Annotated in this window: 14 protein-coding genes and 1 tRNA gene; 10 read left to right on the forward strand and 5 right to left on the reverse strand. The window is 64.6% G+C overall.

The window, feature by feature from the left end; all coding sequences use genetic code 11:
* Nucleotides 1-2: 2 nt before the first annotated feature.
* Nucleotides 3-344, reverse strand: a complete 342-nt coding sequence (locus AWB70_RS04340) for a hypothetical protein (RefSeq protein ID WP_235024138.1) — start codon at nt 342-344, stop codon at nt 3-5.
* Nucleotides 345-517: 173 nt separating this feature from the next.
* Here AWB70_RS04340 and AWB70_RS04345 point away from each other — a divergent pair, with 173 nt between their 5' ends.
* The gene (locus AWB70_RS04345) at nt 518-811 is read left to right on the forward strand and encodes a hypothetical protein (protein WP_041730987.1); all 294 of its coding nucleotides are present in this window, start codon (nt 518-520) and stop codon (nt 809-811) included.
* A gap of 106 nt (nt 812-917) precedes the next feature.
* Nucleotides 918-1,130, forward strand: a complete 213-nt coding sequence (locus AWB70_RS04350) for a hypothetical protein (protein WP_041730253.1) — start codon at nt 918-920, stop codon at nt 1,128-1,130.
* A 22-nt stretch (nt 1,131-1,152) separates the two neighbouring features.
* Here the strand turns inward: AWB70_RS04350 and AWB70_RS04355 are convergent.
* Nucleotides 1,153-1,237 (reverse strand) — tRNA-Leu (locus tag AWB70_RS04355).
* A gap of 66 nt (nt 1,238-1,303) precedes the next feature.
* Between AWB70_RS04355 and AWB70_RS04360 the strand changes: the two genes are divergently transcribed.
* Complete coding sequence (locus AWB70_RS04360) at nt 1,304-1,756, forward strand: metallophosphoesterase family protein (RefSeq protein WP_053567813.1); 453 nt, start codon at nt 1,304-1,306, stop codon at nt 1,754-1,756.
* Between the two features lie 47 nt (nt 1,757-1,803).
* Here AWB70_RS04360 and proP read toward each other — a convergent pair whose 3' ends face one another.
* Nucleotides 1,804-3,279, reverse strand: coding sequence for a glycine betaine/L-proline transporter ProP (gene proP, locus AWB70_RS04365; protein WP_053567814.1), 1,476 nt, complete (start codon nt 3,277-3,279; stop codon nt 1,804-1,806).
* A gap of 170 nt (nt 3,280-3,449) precedes the next feature.
* Between proP and AWB70_RS38190 the strand changes: the two genes are divergently transcribed.
* The gene (locus tag AWB70_RS38190) at nt 3,450-3,632 is read left to right on the forward strand and encodes a hypothetical protein (protein WP_143281610.1); all 183 of its coding nucleotides are present in this window, start codon (nt 3,450-3,452) and stop codon (nt 3,630-3,632) included.
* 300 nt (nt 3,633-3,932) lie between these two features.
* Here AWB70_RS38190 and AWB70_RS04370 read toward each other — a convergent pair whose 3' ends face one another.
* A complete protein-coding gene (locus AWB70_RS04370) occupies nt 3,933-4,205 on the reverse strand; it encodes an oxidative damage protection protein (protein ID WP_008350541.1) in 273 nt (90 codons plus the stop codon).
* 60 nt (nt 4,206-4,265) lie between these two features.
* Nucleotides 4,266-5,648: an amino-acid N-acetyltransferase gene (gene argA / locus AWB70_RS04375; protein ID WP_014190946.1), complete on the reverse strand. Its 1,383-nt coding sequence runs from the start codon at nt 5,646-5,648 to the stop codon at nt 4,266-4,268.
* Nucleotides 5,649-5,670: 22 nt separating this feature from the next.
* Between argA and hrpA the strand changes: the two genes are divergently transcribed.
* From hrpA to AWB70_RS04405, 6 genes are all read left to right on the forward strand, one after another.
* Complete coding sequence (hrpA, locus tag AWB70_RS04380) at nt 5,671-10,119, forward strand: ATP-dependent RNA helicase HrpA (RefSeq protein ID WP_235024139.1); 4,449 nt, start codon at nt 5,671-5,673, stop codon at nt 10,117-10,119.
* Nucleotides 10,120-10,266: 147 nt separating this feature from the next.
* Nucleotides 10,267-11,292 (forward strand): YVTN family beta-propeller repeat protein, encoded by a 1,026-nt coding sequence (locus AWB70_RS04385; RefSeq protein ID WP_041730255.1) that lies wholly within the window; start codon nt 10,267-10,269, stop codon nt 11,290-11,292.
* An 85-nt stretch (nt 11,293-11,377) separates the two neighbouring features.
* A complete protein-coding gene (locus AWB70_RS04390; RefSeq protein WP_014190949.1) occupies nt 11,378-12,391 on the forward strand; it encodes a sterol desaturase family protein in 1,014 nt (337 codons plus the stop codon).
* A gap of 78 nt (nt 12,392-12,469) precedes the next feature.
* Nucleotides 12,470-13,327 carry an EI24 domain-containing protein gene (locus AWB70_RS04395; RefSeq protein ID WP_014190950.1) on the forward strand — a complete coding sequence of 286 codons (858 nt, stop codon included), beginning with the start codon at nt 12,470-12,472 and terminating at the stop codon, nt 13,325-13,327.
* 10 nt (nt 13,328-13,337) lie between these two features.
* Nucleotides 13,338-14,156, forward strand: coding sequence for a competence/damage-inducible protein A (locus tag AWB70_RS04400; RefSeq protein WP_053567815.1), 819 nt, complete (start codon nt 13,338-13,340; stop codon nt 14,154-14,156).
* A complete protein-coding gene (locus AWB70_RS04405) occupies nt 14,153-14,848 on the forward strand; it encodes a copper homeostasis protein CutC (protein ID WP_053567816.1) in 696 nt (231 codons plus the stop codon). Before AWB70_RS04400 ends, AWB70_RS04405 begins: the two co-directional genes overlap by 4 nt.
* Nucleotides 14,849-14,854 lie beyond the last annotated feature (6 nt).

The raw sequence follows: 14,854 nt of genomic DNA on the forward strand, positions 1-14,854 counted from the left end.
CTTTATTCGTCGGCGTCTTCTGCCGGCGGCTTTGGCGCGAGTTTCGCGGGCACGAGCCACTGGAAACCGGTCATCGATGTCTCGCGGAACGTGCATTCGGCGGCTGCCGTGACCATCACCGGCTTGGTGGCGGGCGGCTTCGGCGGGTTCTGGATCGTGCCGTGCACGACCACCCGCGAGCCATGATAACTCGCGCCGGAGCCGGTGATTCTGAGCGGTGCGCTCGCGGCGTCGGGATACTCGGCGCGCGCCTTGTCCTTGCAGGCTTCGACGTTCTTGTAGTAGGACGTGCAGCCCGCGAGATACGCGAGGGGGATAAAGAGCAGGAGCAGGCGAAGCTTCATCGATGAATCCGGTTCGAAGCCCGATGCCGCGAGGTGCATCGGAGCGTGATGAAAGTCGGGCGAAGCTTTATAACACGCGTGCCGCCCGACGGCTTGTTTTACCGCGCGATGCGGTAGCACAATCGGCATTGGCGTTTTTTCGAGCGCGTTCGATCGCGATGGAGGCGACCGCCATGCAGAAGGACATCGAAGTAGGCGACTACCTGCTTGCCATGCAGGCCGTGCCCCGGCCGCGCGAGACCGACGAGGCCGACGAGGAAGCCGGTGTGGCCCCGTCCGAGGGCTATGCGATTCGCGTGCGCGTGACGCGGCTCGACAAGCAGCCCTTGCACGGTTCGAAGCTCGCCGACGATTCCGGCGAAATGACGGGCGACCACGGCCTGTTCGAGACCGTCGCCGAGGCGATCGCGCACGGCGAGGCGTGGGGACGGCATTACGTCGCCCGCGTGCTGGGGCATTCGGTGTAGCGGCGGGGCCGCGAAAGAGGGGGCGCGCTCCCCGCGTCGGGCGGGTGCCGGGCGGCGGCCGGCGTCACTAGACTGGGCTCATCGTCCGGATCGACCCGAGGCCGCCATGTCGCCCGTTGCCCTGTATATCACGCCCCATTACATCGCTTCCGTGCGCAGGGGGAAGTCGCGCGACTGCTTCGCGGGGACGGTACGCTTCATCGATGTGGACGCGCTGCCGTTCGATATCGAACATGTGTGCCTCCTGGATCGCGATACGGCGATCGAGGCGCTTTTCGATGCCGTGAGGGATGCGCAGAGGCTGTTGAACGCGGTGTGAGGGGGGGCTTCGAGGTGGCGGATGGTGCCGGGGACCGGACTCGAACCGGCAAGCCGTGAGGCGGCGGATTTTAAGTCCGCTATGTTTACCAATTTCATCACCCCGGCAGGGCGGACGCGATTCTACCATTGCCCTCATAATCGTCGGCATCGAATCATGCGCGAGGGCACGCAATGCGCATCGGCGTCATCTCCGACACCCACAATCTCGTGCGCCCCGAGGCGCTCGCCGCTTTGCGCGGGGTCGCGCACATCATCCACGCGGGCGATATCTGCAAACGCGACGTGCTCGATACGCTCGCCTCGCTCGCGCCGCTCACGGTCGTGCGCGGCAATAACGATATCGGCGACGGCGTCGCGCACCTCGCCGCGCATGCGCGCATCGAACTCGGCGGCGCGACGATCCACGTCGTGCACGACATCGCCGATGCGCCGAAGGAGCTCGACGGCATCGATGTCGTCGTGACGGGCCACTCGCACAAGCCGGTCATCGAGCATCGCGGCGCGGTGCTTTTCGTGAACCCCGGCAGCGCGGGGCCGCGCCGTTTCAAATTGCCGATTTCGCTCGCGCTGCTCGATATCGACGATGGCAAGCCGCAAGCGCACATCGTGCAGCTCATGACGTGAAAAAGCCGGCGCATCGAGCGCCGGCTCCTTTTTCCATCGCGCGGACGTCAGGCGCGCACCGTGCCTTCCGGGAATGTATCGTCCATTTCGGCGGCTTCACGATGGCCGCGCAGAATCGCATGCGCTTCCGCTTTCGACGACACCGCCGGCGGCGAGCCCTTCAGCGGCTTCTTCGCCGTTTCGGAGAGCGCGAGCACGGACACGATGCCGATCAGCGACGCGCCCATCAGATAGTACGCGGGCATCATCAGGTTGCCGGTCGTGTCGACGAGCCATGCCGTGACGAGCGGCGTCGTGCCGCCGAACAGCGACACCGACACGTTGAAGCCGATCGCGAGCGCGCCGTAGCGGATCTTCGTCGGGAAGAGGGCGGGCAGCGACGACGGCATCACACCCGTGAACGTCGAAAGCAGCGCGCCGAGCATCATCATGCCCGCGAAAATCGACGGCACCGTGCCCACGCGGATCAGTTGCAGCGCCGGAATCGACAGCACCAGCAAGCCGATACACCCTGCGAGCATCACCGGCTTGCGGCCGATCGCGTCCGACAGGCGGCCCGCGAGGATCGTCAGCGGCACCATCAGCACCATCACGACGAGCACGATGAAGAGGCCATGCGACTCGTTGAACTTGAGCGTCGCCGACAGATAGCTCGGCAGATACGACAGCGCCATGTAGTCGGTCACGTTGAAGATCAGCACGAGGCCGACACACTGCAGGAGCGGCTTCCATTGCTGGAGCAGCGTCTCGCGGAACTGCTGCTTCGTCGTCTCGTGCGAGACGGCTTCCGCCTTCTCGGCTTCGCGCTGGAACGCCGGCGTCTCTTCGAGCTTCATCCGGATGTACAGACCGATCAGGCCGAGCGGACCCGCGATGATGAACGGAATGCGCCAGCCCCAGCTAAGCAGCGCGTCCTGCGACATGACGGCCGTCATCACCGCGACGACGCCCGCGCCAAGCACGTAACCGACCAGCGTGCCGCACTCCAGGAAGCTCGACATGAAACCGCGTTTCTTGTCCGGCGAGAATTCGGCGATGAAGGTCGCCGCGCCGCCGTACTCGCCGCCCGTCGAAAAGCCCTGCACGAGGCGTGCGACGAGCAGGAGCACCGGCGCCATCACGCCGATCGTGTCGTAGCTCGGAATCAGGCCGATACAGAAGGTGCCGACGGCCATCATGATCATCGTCATCGCGAGCACGCGCTTGCGGCCGATGCGGTCGCCGAGCGGGCCGAACACCATGCCGCCGATCGGGCGCACGAGAAACGCGGCCGCGAACGTGCCGAAAGTCGCGAGCAACTGCGCCGCCGGGCTCGACGACGGGAAGAACACCTTGCCGAGCGTCACGGCGATGTAGCTGTACACGCCGAAGTCGAACCACTCCATCGCGTTGCCGATGGCCATGGCGCCGACGGCGCGCTTCAACAAGGATTGATCGACGATGGTGATGTCGTCGAGGGTGAGGTCGGGCTTCTGACTCGATGGTTCGTTATTGCGCCAAAGGCCCTCGTGAAGAGAAGACATAGTTCGAAAAACTCCGTATTCGATCCCGAAGGCCCGCAAGGAACTTCGGGTGCGTCGCCGCGGAGGACGGACGCCAATTGCCGGGATAGTGCAGTTTCGAGACGGCGCCGCGAACGCTTGAGACGAAAGCAAAGGCTTCCCACAGCCTCGGGCCGAACGGCTCGACGCTGATGAGCGAAAAGAAACACGGTGCCGGTGCCTCGCGCGGGTGTGGTCGCGAAAATGCACTCGGTGAAACAAACGAGTTTGACGTGCGGACGGCGAGCTCTACGGAAAACGTGAACTGCCGCGGGTGGGCCGCGACGTCGGCGAAAAAACTGCTTGAGACGAAAAAGGCCGGCGTTGTTGCTTGAAACCGACGCGCCTCTTTGTATGAAAACTGTCACTACCGCGCGATGAGCCGAAGCGTGCTTCGGAAACAATTACGCGTGAATGATGGTGAATTGCTGTTGATAACGAGCAAGATAATAACACGATGACAGACGATGTGCAAACCGCTTACTTCCTACGGTATCGTGCGAAGCGCCCGATCCCTTGCTGGCTATAGGATTGCGCCGAATCTCACGGTGTACTGAACGGACCAATTTCCCGGCGCGCGGACAAGAAAAAACCGGCCGCATGGGCCGGTTCTTGCAGGGCGACTGAACGCGCTTTCAGCTTTGCGGCGGCACGTAGCCCGAAGCCGTATCGGCGCCTTCGCCGAAGAAGTATTTTTCCGTCTGCTTGATGAGGTACTGGCGCGCGCGCGGATCGGCCATGTTCAGACGATTCTCGTTGATGAGCATCGTCTGCTGTTTGAGCCAGCCTTGCCAGGCTTCCTTGGAGATCGTTTCGTAGATGCGCTTGCCGAGTTCGCCGGGCAGCGGCGGGAAATCCAGTCCTTCGGCTTCCTTGCCGAGCTTCGCGCATTGAACCATTCGGGCCATTGTGAGTTTCTCCTCTGTAGCGGGGACGAAGCGCGTGTCTCGCGCTTCAGATCATGTTGTTCAAAGCTGTTTCATCAGGACGAGCGACTTGCGCTGCCAGTTGTAGAGGCGCCTGCGGTCTTCGGGCAGGTCGTCCACGGTCACCTTCACGAAGCCGCGTTTCAGGAACCAGTGCTCGGTGCGCGTCGTCAGCACGAAGATGCGCGTCAAACCGCGCGCGCGGGCGCGCTGCTCGATGCGCTTCAGGAGCCGCTCGCCGTCGCCCGAACCTTGCGCCTCGGGCGCGACCGTCAGGCACGCCATCTCGCCGATGCGCTCCTGCGTGTACGGATAGAGCGCCGCGCAGCCAAACAGCACGCCATCGTGCTCGATCACCGAGAAGTGGTCGATATCGCGTTCGATCTGGTGCCGCCCGCGCCGCACCAGCGTGCCGTCGGATTCGAGCGGCTCGATCAGCGTGAGAATGCCGCCGACGTCGTCCGGCGTCGCTTCGCGCAGGCTTTCGAGATTCTCGTACGAGATCATCGTGCCGACGCCATCGTGCAGGAAGAGTTCGAGCAGCACGCTGCCGTCGAGCGAATACGGAATGATGTGCCCGCGCGCCACGCCGCCGCGGCACGCGCGCACCGTATGCTTCAGATAGAACGCCGTGTCGCCCTGCAATTCGCCGCTTTCCTGCAGGCGATAGGCGTCGTCGAGCGACATTTCGCGAATCAGTGCGCCTTCCGCATCGACCAGGCCGTCGATCTCGGTGACGAAAATGATCTTGTCGGCGCGCAGCGCGATGGCCGCGGCGGACGCGACGTCTTCCATCGACAGATTGAACGCTTCGCCCGTCGGCGAAAAACCGAGCGACGAGAGCAGTACGATCTTGTTCGACGCGAGCGACTGGCGCACGGAGTCGCCGTCGATCTTGCGCACGACGCCCGTGTGCTGGAAATCGACGCCGTCGAGAATGCCGACCGGCCGAGCCGTCACGAAGTTGCCCGACACCACGCTGATGTGCGCGTGGGCCATCGGCGTGTTCGGCAAGCCCTGGCTGATCGCGGCCTCGATGTCGAGGCGCACTTCGCCGGCCGCTTCCTTGGCGGATTCGAGCGCTCGGGCGTCGGTGATGCGCAATCCGTGCGAGAACGACGATTCGACGCCGTGCAGGCTCAGTTGCTCGTCGAGCTGCGGGCGCGAGCCGTGCACGAGCACGACGTGGATGCCCATTGCGTGCAGCAGGCCGACGTCCTGCACGAGCGCGTTCAGGCGTCCTTCGTGCACCAGCTCGCCGCCGAACGCGACGACGAAGGTCTTGTTCCGGAACGCGTGAATGTACGGCGCGACGGAGCGCATCCATTCGACGAACTGGGCGAGGGGATTCGGTGCTTCGGGCTCTGCCGCAACCGGCTGCGAGGCCGCCTGTGTGCTCATCGTGAGGTCGGTTTGGGAATTCATCCCGGGATTATAATGCGACGCTATGCCGAATGTTTTCCGACCCGCCCGCCCCGGCCAGCAGGGCACGCCCCAATCCGCCGATAAAGCCACCGACACTCAGGACCAGCTGAAGAAGCTGCGTGAAAGCCTGCTGCGCGAAGCGCGGGAGGGCGAAGGCGCGGGCGCCGCCGGCGAGACGGCGGGATTGAGCAAGAAGGAACTCGCCGCCCGGCGGTTTGCGGGCACGAAAGCGGAGGCCGCAGCGGCTCCGAAACCGCCGCAGCCGAAAGCGCCTGAGCGTCCGCAGCCTGCTAAGACAGCGCCGGCGAAATCCGATCAGCGTCCGCAGCCTGCGAAGAAAACACCGCCGCCACAACCCGATCAGCCTTCGCGCAAGCCGCGAGACGACGAGCGCGGAGCAGCACAGGCTGCTTCGCGACCGCAACCGCAAGCGAAACCACAACCGCAACCGCGACCGAAGCGCGACCTTCCGCAACGGGTCGCGCAGAACCGGCCCGCCGAAACTCGCCAGCCGGACACGACCCCACGCGCACCGCGAGTCGTCGAACGCCGAAACGAAGCGCCGAAATCCGAACGCCCGTCCGAAGTATTTGAACCGCGCGAACCGCGTCAGCCGCGCGCGCCGCGCGTCGTCACGCCGAATCCCGTTCCGCCGATCACGTTCCCCGAAGCGCTTCCCGTTTCCGGCCGGCGCGAGGAGATCGCGCGCGCGATCGACGCGAATCAGGTCGTGATCGTCAGCGGCGAGACCGGCTCCGGCAAGACCACGCAACTGCCGAAAATCTGTCTCGCGCTCGGGCGCGGCCTCGGCGCGGGCGGCGGCGGGCTCATCGGGCACACGCAGCCGCGGCGTATCGCGGCATCGGCCACGGGCAGGCGCATCGCGGAAGAACTCGGCACGCCGTTTGGCGAAGTGGTCGGCTACAAGGTCCGCTTCACGGACAATCTCGCGCCGGGCGCGTCCGTCAAGCTGATGACGGACGGCATCCTGCTCGCGGAAACGCAGACCGATCCGCTCCTCAAGGCCTACGACACGATCATCATCGACGAGGCGCACGAGCGCAGCCTCAACATCGACTTTCTGCTCGGCTATCTGAAGGAAATCCTGCCGAAGCGCCCGGACCTGAAGCTGATCGTCACTTCCGCGACCATCGACGCCGAACGCTTTGCGCGCCATTTCGGCAGCGACGAAAAACCCGCGCCGGTCATCGAAGTGAGCGGGCGGCTGTATCCGGTGGAAGTGCGCTACCGGCCGATCGAAGAGGAAAGCGAGGCGATCAAGAACGCGCAGGGCACGGCACCGAAGCGCAACGACCGGAAAACGGATCGCGATCTGATGGAAGGCATCGTCGATGCCGTCGATGAACTGTGCCGCGTCGGTCCCGGCGACGTGCTCGTGTTCCTGCCGGGCGAGCGCGAAATCCGCGACGCCGCCGAAGCGCTGCGCAAGCACCATCCGCCGCACACGGAAATTCTGCCGCTTTTCGCGCGGCTGTCCGCGCAGGAGCAGGAGCGCGTGTTCAGGCCCTCGAACGCGCGGCGCATCGTGCTCGCGACCAATGTCGCGGAAACGTCGCTGACGGTGCCGGGCATCCGCTATGTCGTCGATACCGGCAGCGCGCGCGTGAAGCGCTATTCGTATCGCAACAAGGTCGAGCAGTTGCAGATCGAGCCGGTGTCGCAGGCGGCGGCGAACCAGCGCGCGGGCCGTTGCGGGCGCGTCGCGGACGGCGTGTGCGTCCGTCTCTACGACGAAGCCGATTTCCAGTCGCGGCCGCGCTTCACCGATCCGGAAATCCTGCGCTCGTCGCTCGCCGCCGTGATTCTGCGCATGAAGTCGCTGCATCTGACGGCGATCGAAACGTTCCCGTTCATCGAGCCGCCGCCGGGCCGCGCCATCGCCGACGGCTATCAGTTGCTGAACGAACTCGGCGCCGTCGACGACGACAACGCGCTCACGCCGCTCGGCCGCGAACTCGCGCGCCTGCCGCTCGATCCGCGCGTCGGGCGAATGATTCTCGCGGCGCGCGATCATCACGCGCTCGCGGAAGTGCTGATCATCGCCTCCGCCTTGTCCGTGCAGGACCCGCGCGACCGGCCGATCGAAGCGCAGGAGCAGGCGGATCAGGCGCATCGCCAGTTCGTCGACGAGCGTTCCGAATTCCTGCAGTGGACGCGCATCTGGAAGTGGTTCGAAGACGCCGTCGCGCACAAGAAATCGAACAAGCAGCTTGCCGATGCGTGCCGCGCGAACTTCCTGTCGCATCTGCGGTTGCGCGAATGGCGCGACGTGCATTCGCAATTGCTGACGGTCGTGCGCGAACACGGCTGGCGGCTGAACGAATCCGATGCGACCTTCGAGCAGATTCATCTTTCGCTCTTGACGGGTTTGCTCGGCAATGTCGGTCTGAAGGCCGACGACGAGCCGCATTATCTCGGCGCGCGCGGCATCAAGTTTCATCTGTGGCCGGGCTCGGCGCTGCTGAAGAAAGCGGGGCGCTGGGTGATGGCGGGCGAGCTCGTCGAAACGAGCCGGCTGTACGCGCGCACCATCGCGAAAATCGAGCCGGAATGGCTGGAGACGGTCGGTGCGCACTTGCTGAAGACATCGCTTTCGGACGCGCACTGGGAGAAAAAAGCCGCGCAGGTCGTCGCCTACGAGCGCGCGACGCTTTACGGCCTGACCGTCTACGCGCGCCGGCGCGTGAGTTTCGGCAAGCAGGACCCGAAATACGCGCGCGAGCTGTTCATTCGCGGCGCGCTCGTCGAAGGCGAATTCGATACGCGCCTGCCGTTCTTCGCGCACAACCGCAAGCTGGTGGCCGATATCGAGCAACTGGAGCACAAGTCGCGCCGACAGGACGTGCTGGTCGACGACGAACTCATCCACGGCTTCTACGACGCGCTGATTCCCGACGGCATGTGGACGGGCGCCGCGTTCGAACGCTGGTATCGCGACGAGCAGAAGAAAGAGGGCAACGACAAGCTCCTGTTCCTCTCGCGCGACGACCTGATGCGCCACGAAGCCGCCGGCGTCACGACCGATCTGTTCCCGAAGCGCATGACGATGTCGGGCATCGAGATGTCGCTCACCTATCACTTCGAGCCGGGCGCGCCGCGCGACGGCGTGACGCTGCAAGTGCCGCTCTACGGGCTGAATCAGGTCGATGCGCGCCGCGTCGAATGGCTCGTGCCGGGCATGATCAAGGAGAAGGCGCAACTGCTCTTGAAGTCGCTTCCGCAGAAGCTGCGCCGCCACGTCGTGCCGCTGCCGGAATACGCGGCGGGATTCGCCGAGCGGCACGCCGGGCCGAAGTTCGGCGCGGGCGCGCTCGTCGATACGCTCATCGCCGATATTCGCGAGCAGACGCAGGTCGCGGTGCGGGGCGCGGACTTCAAGCTCGAAACGCTGCCCGCGCATCTGTTCATGAATTTCAAGGTGATCGACGAGCATGGCCGCCAGCTCGCGATGGGCCGCAACCTCGCGCAATTGCGTGCGGAACTCGGCGGCCAGGCGCAGCAGCAGTTCCAGAAGCTGACCTCGGCGGCGGCATTCGATGCGCTCTCGGGAGAATCGGAATCGCCGCCGCAAGCGCCGCAACCCGGCGAGGGCACCGCGCTTTATGAAAACCTCACGACGTGGAACTTCGGCAAGCTGCCCGATCTGCTCGAAATCCGCCGGCGCGGGCAGACCTTGTTCGGCTATCCGGCGCTGGTCGATCGCGGCACGCATTGCGACGTCGAAGTGTTCGACTCGCCCGAGGAGGCGGCGCGGATTCATCGCGCGGGCTTGCGGCGGCTGTTCGCGCTGCAATTGCGCGAGCCGATCCGCTATCTCGAGAAGAACCTGCCGGGCCTGCGCGAGATGTCCATGCAATACATGGCGCTCGGCACCGCGGAGGAGTTGCGCGATCAGATCGTCGAGACGGCGCTGGATCGCGCGTGCCTGCAAGACCCGCTTCCCGACGACGACGCCAGTTTCCACGCGCGCCGCGACGCCGCGAAAGGGCGCCTGACGCTGCTCGCGAACGAAATCGCGCGGCTCGTCGGCACGATTCTCGCGGAATACGCGGCGCTGGCCAAAAAGCTCGCGCAGGCGAAATCGTTCGCGTCGGCGTATGCGGATATGCAGGCGCAGGCGGGCGCGCTGATCGGCAAACGCTTCGTCATCGACACGCCTTATGCGCAGCTTGCGCACTTTCCGCGTTATCTGAAGGGCATCGGGCTGCGCATCGACAAGCTGAAGGCCGACCCGGCCCGCGATGCACGGCTCTTCGCCGATCTTCAGCCGCTCGCGCAGCATCATCAGCGCGCGCTTGCGCAGCGCGGAGGCGTCGCGGATGCGCGGCTCGCCGAATATCGCTGGCTGCTGGAGGAATTGCGCGTGTCGCTTTTCGCGCAGGAATTGCGCACGCCGATGCCGGTTTCGGTGAAGCGCCTGTACAAGGTCTGGGAATCGATGCAGCGATGACGAGCGACTGAGGGCGACTGAGAAGTGTCTGAAAGGCTTTCATTTCTTGCGCCGAAGCAGCGCATTGCGCAAAAAGCCGCACCTGGTCAACGCGCCGCGCGAGGCAAACGTTCTACAATGACGCCTGCCTTTCGAAACCCAATTCCCATGCGCAACATATTCCGTTCCGGCCACGCTTGCGGCCGTTTCCGTGCGGCTGCCGCACGCGCCGCGCTTGCCGCCGGCGCCGCGCTCGTCGCCACCGCGGCGTTCGCCAACAATGTCATCGTGCTCAATTCGGCGGAAGCCACGCTGAGCCTCATCGACGAAAACACGCGTCAGGTCGTCGGCACCGTGCCCACCGGCAAGGAGCCGCACCACCTGATGCCCTTGCCCGACAATTCCTCGCTGATCGTCGCGAATTCGGTGTCGAACAATCTGATGTTCGTCGATCCGAAAACCGGCGCGTTCCAGCGCTGGGTTCAGGACATCGAGGACCCGTACCAGATCGGCTTTTCGCCGGACAAGAAGTGGTTCGTGTCCACCGGTCTGCGTCTCGACCGTCTCGACATCTATCACTTCGACGGCAAGAACCTCGCCATCGCGAAGCGCCTGCCGCTCGCGACCATGCCGAGCCATATCGCGTTCACCAACGACAGCTCGACGGCGTTCATCTCCCTGCAGGTTTCGGGCGAGATCGCCGCGATCGACCTCGCGACGCAGACCGTGAAATGGAAGATGAAGGTCGGCAAGGTGCCGGCGGGCGTGTGGCTTACGCCGGGCGACAAATTTCTGCTCGTCGGCATGACCGGCGCGGATTACGTGGCCGTGGTCGACTGGCGCAACCAGAAGGTCGTCAAGACCATCACGACGGGCAAGGGCGCGCACAACTTCCGCTCGATGGTCGACGGCAAGCACGTGCTGGTGTCGAACCGCGTCGCGAACACGATCAGCATCATCGACGAAGACGCGCTCACGAATGTCGGCGATATCACCGGACTGCTGCCGGGCCCGGATGACATGGAACTTTCCGCCGACAAGAAGTATCTGTGGGTTACGTTCCGCTTCGCGAAGCATGTCGGCGTGATCGACCTTGCAAATCGTAAGCTTATCGAGACGATCAAGGTGGGCCGTTCGCCGCACGGCATCTACTTCTTCAATCGCGCGCCGGTCACGGCGCCGAACGGGGCGTAAGCAGAACAGGGCGCGCAACCGCGCCCTGTACTACGATGGAGGCAGGTCCGGCGCAACCGGGCCGCCGCTAGCACCACGGAGCACCATGTTGCATTCCATTCTTTCGGCTCTCGACAGTTTCGTCTCGTCGCTGCAGACACTGCTTTACGTCGATGTCGTCCAGCCGGCGCTGTTCAAGCTCGGCATGATGGACTACGACGAAGACACCTACGACGCGCTCTACTGGGTGATCGTCGGCGTGCTGGAAGTCCTCACGATGTACGCGATCCTGCGTCCGCTCGAAGCGTTCCGCCCCGCGGAAACGTGGAAGGACCGCAAGGGCGTGCGCGTGGACGTGCTCTACACGTGGATCGTCAAGCTCGGCATCCTCAATCTGTTTTTCTTCTTCACGTTCCAGCCGCTTTTCGATTCGCTGCAAAGCTGGCTGCGCCTCCACAGCGTGCCGAATCTCGAGATCGACAATCTCTGGCCGGGCGTGACCACGGAACCGCTCGTCACCTTCATCATCTATCTGCTGATCCTCGATTTCGCGGGCTACTGGTATCACCGCCTGGAGCATCGTTTCGGCATCTGGTGGGAACTGCACGCGGTGCATCACAGCCAGCGGAAGATGTCGCTCTGGACCGACGACCGTAACCATCTGCTCGACGACGTCCTGCAAGCGAGCTTCTTCGCGTGCGTCGCGCTCGTGATCGGCGTGGAGCCGTCGCAATTCGTCGTGCTCGTCGCCATCACCAATTTCATGCAGAGCGTGCAGCACGCGAATATCCGGCTGCATTTCGGCTGGTTTGGCGAGCGGATCTTCGTGAGCCCGGCGTTTCATCGGCGCCATCACGCGATCGGTTTCGGTCACGAAGGCACGACCTACGGCTGCAATTTCGGCGTGCTGTTTTCCTTCTGGGACATCCTGTTCCGCTCGGCTTCGTTCGACCGTACCGTCGAGCCGACGGGCATTCGCGACCAGCTCGGTGCGCCGGGCATCGCGCCTGTCCATTACGGCGACGGCTTCATCGAGCAGCACTGGCTCGCGTTCAAGCGCATCGCCGCGCGTCTTTCGACACGCCGCGCGTCCACATCGGACAACTCGGCGGCCGTCTGACCGTTCCCTCGAGACCAGCGCCCGCGGGCGGCGCTGGTTTATCCTGTCGGTTCTTCCTTTACCTTCTAAGAATCACGCATGAGTGACTTGCTGCGTTCGTTCGTGCGCGCGCTTGCGAACGTCTTTCATCCGCGCATGCTCTGGCTCACGCTGATGCCCTTCGGCGTCGCCACGGTGGTCTGGGGCGCGGTCCTCTGGTTTTTCTGGCAGACGCTGACGGGCGCCGCGAACGTCTGGCTCGACGGCTGGGCGCTCACCTCCGCGATGTATCGCCTTTTCGATACGGTCGGCTTCTCGTCGCTGCATGCGGTAATCGCGCCGTTTCTCGTCGTCATCATGACGGTGCCGCTGATCGTCGTGACGGTGCTGCTGCTTATCGCGACCATTTCGATGCCGGGCGTCGTCAAGCTGCTCACGCGCCGGCCGAAAGGGCATTACGCGTCGCTGGAAGAGCGGCGCGGCGGCTCGTGGTACGGCAGCCTCGGGCATTCGGTCGTGACGACTGTCGTGTGCCTCGTGCTGCTCGTCGTGACGCTGCCGCTGTGGCTCATTCCGCCGTTCTTCGCACTGATTCCGCCGCTGCTGTGGGGCTGGCTGACGTATCGCGTGATGACCTACGACGCGCTGGCGCTGCACGCGAGCGCGGACGAGCGCCGCGCGATCGTGCGCGAGGCGCGCTGGCCGCTGCTGAGCATCGGCATCGTGAGCGGCCTGCTGAGTTCCGTGCCGACGATGCTCTGGGCATGGTCGGTCTGGCTGCTGCCGCTTTTCCCGGTCGTCGCCGTGGTGACGATCTGGGCGTATGCGTTCATCCTCGTGTTTTCCGCGCTCTGGTTCGCGCATTACTGTCTGCACGCGCTCGAACGCCTGCGCGCGAGCGCGCCGCATTACGCGGCGATCACAGTCGAAACCCGCGACGTATCACTGAAAGATTAGAGAGGCATTCATGGGCATTGGCGTCATCATCATCGGCGACGAAATTCTGTCCGGCCGCCGCACGGACAAGCATCTGCCGAAAATCATCGAATTGCTGGGCGCGCGCGGCCTGTCGCTCGACTGGGCAGACTATGTCGGCGACGATCCCGCGCGCATTACCGCGACGCTCGCGCGCACGTTCGCATCGGGCGATATCGTGTTCTCGACGGGCGGCATCGGCGCTACGCCCGACGATCACACGCGCCAGTGCGCGGCGAAGGCACTCGGTGTGCCGCTTGAACTGCATCCTGAAGCCGCGGAACTGATTCGCGCGCGCATCCGCGACACGGCCGCCGAAGCGGGCAAGCCGGTCGATCTGGAATCGCCCGAGAATCTGCATCGGCTGAACATGGGCACGTTTCCGCAGGGCGCGGCGATCATTCCGAACAGCTACAACAAGATTCCGGGCTTTTCCGTCGGCGACCATCATTTCGTGCCGGGCTTTCCCGTCATGGCCTGGCCGATGATCGAATGGGTGCTCGACAACAAGTACGCGCATCTGCATCACGCGGTGCCGCATGTCGAGCGTTCGCTGCTCGTTTTCGGCCTGCCGGAATCGCGCATCACGCCGCTGATGGTCGCGATCGAGCGCGATTTCGACGGCGTGCGGGCGTTCAGCCTGCCGAGTGTCGGCGATGCGACGCGCGGGGCGCTTTATGCGCGCTCGCACATCGATCTGGGCGTGAAGGGCGATCCGGAACAGGCGAATGCGGCGTTCGAGGTGCTGCGCGAGGGCGTGATCGCGCTGGGCGGCGAAGTCGTGGAAGTGCCGCCGGAGGAAGCGAAGTGACGTTGCTCGAAGTCATCGCGACGACCGTTTCCGACGCGCGCGCGGCCGAACGCGGCGGCGCGGACCGGCTCGAACTCATCACCGCGATGGGCGAGGGCGGGCTGACGCCGAGCATCGGCCTGATCGAATCCGTGGTGGACGCGGTCGGCATTCCGGTGAACGTGATCGTGCGGCCGCACAGCCGCTCGTTCGTCTACGATGCCGACGACTACGCGGTCATGCTGCGCGACGTGCGCGCGATTGCGAAGACGGGCGCGAACGCGATCGTCACCGGCATGTTGCGCGCAAATGGCGATATCGATACCGATGGCCTCGCGCGCGTGATCGAGGCCGCCGATGGCTTGCCGTTCACGTTCCACCGCGCATTCGATGAAACGCGCGATCTCTTGGCCGCCTTCGATACGCTGCTGCGCTTTGAGGCCGTGACGAACGTGCTGACTTCGGGCGGCAGGCCGTCCGTGTTGGAGGGCGAGGCGACGATCGCCAGACTCGTCGAAAGGGCGGCGGGCACGCGCTGCGCGGTGCTGGCGGGCGCCGGACTGACTATCGATGCGGTAGCGCGGTTCGTCGTGTCGACAGGCGTGCGCGCGGTGCATTTCGGCTCGGGCGTGAGAGTCGACGGAAAGGGGCTCGCGCCTGTCGATGAAGGGCGAGTCAGGCGCGTGCGAACGCTGCTCGATGCGCAGAGCTAAAGACGT

This window comes from Caballeronia cordobensis, assembly GCF_001544575.2.
Classification (GTDB): Bacteria; Pseudomonadota; Gammaproteobacteria; order Burkholderiales; family Burkholderiaceae; genus Caballeronia; species Caballeronia cordobensis.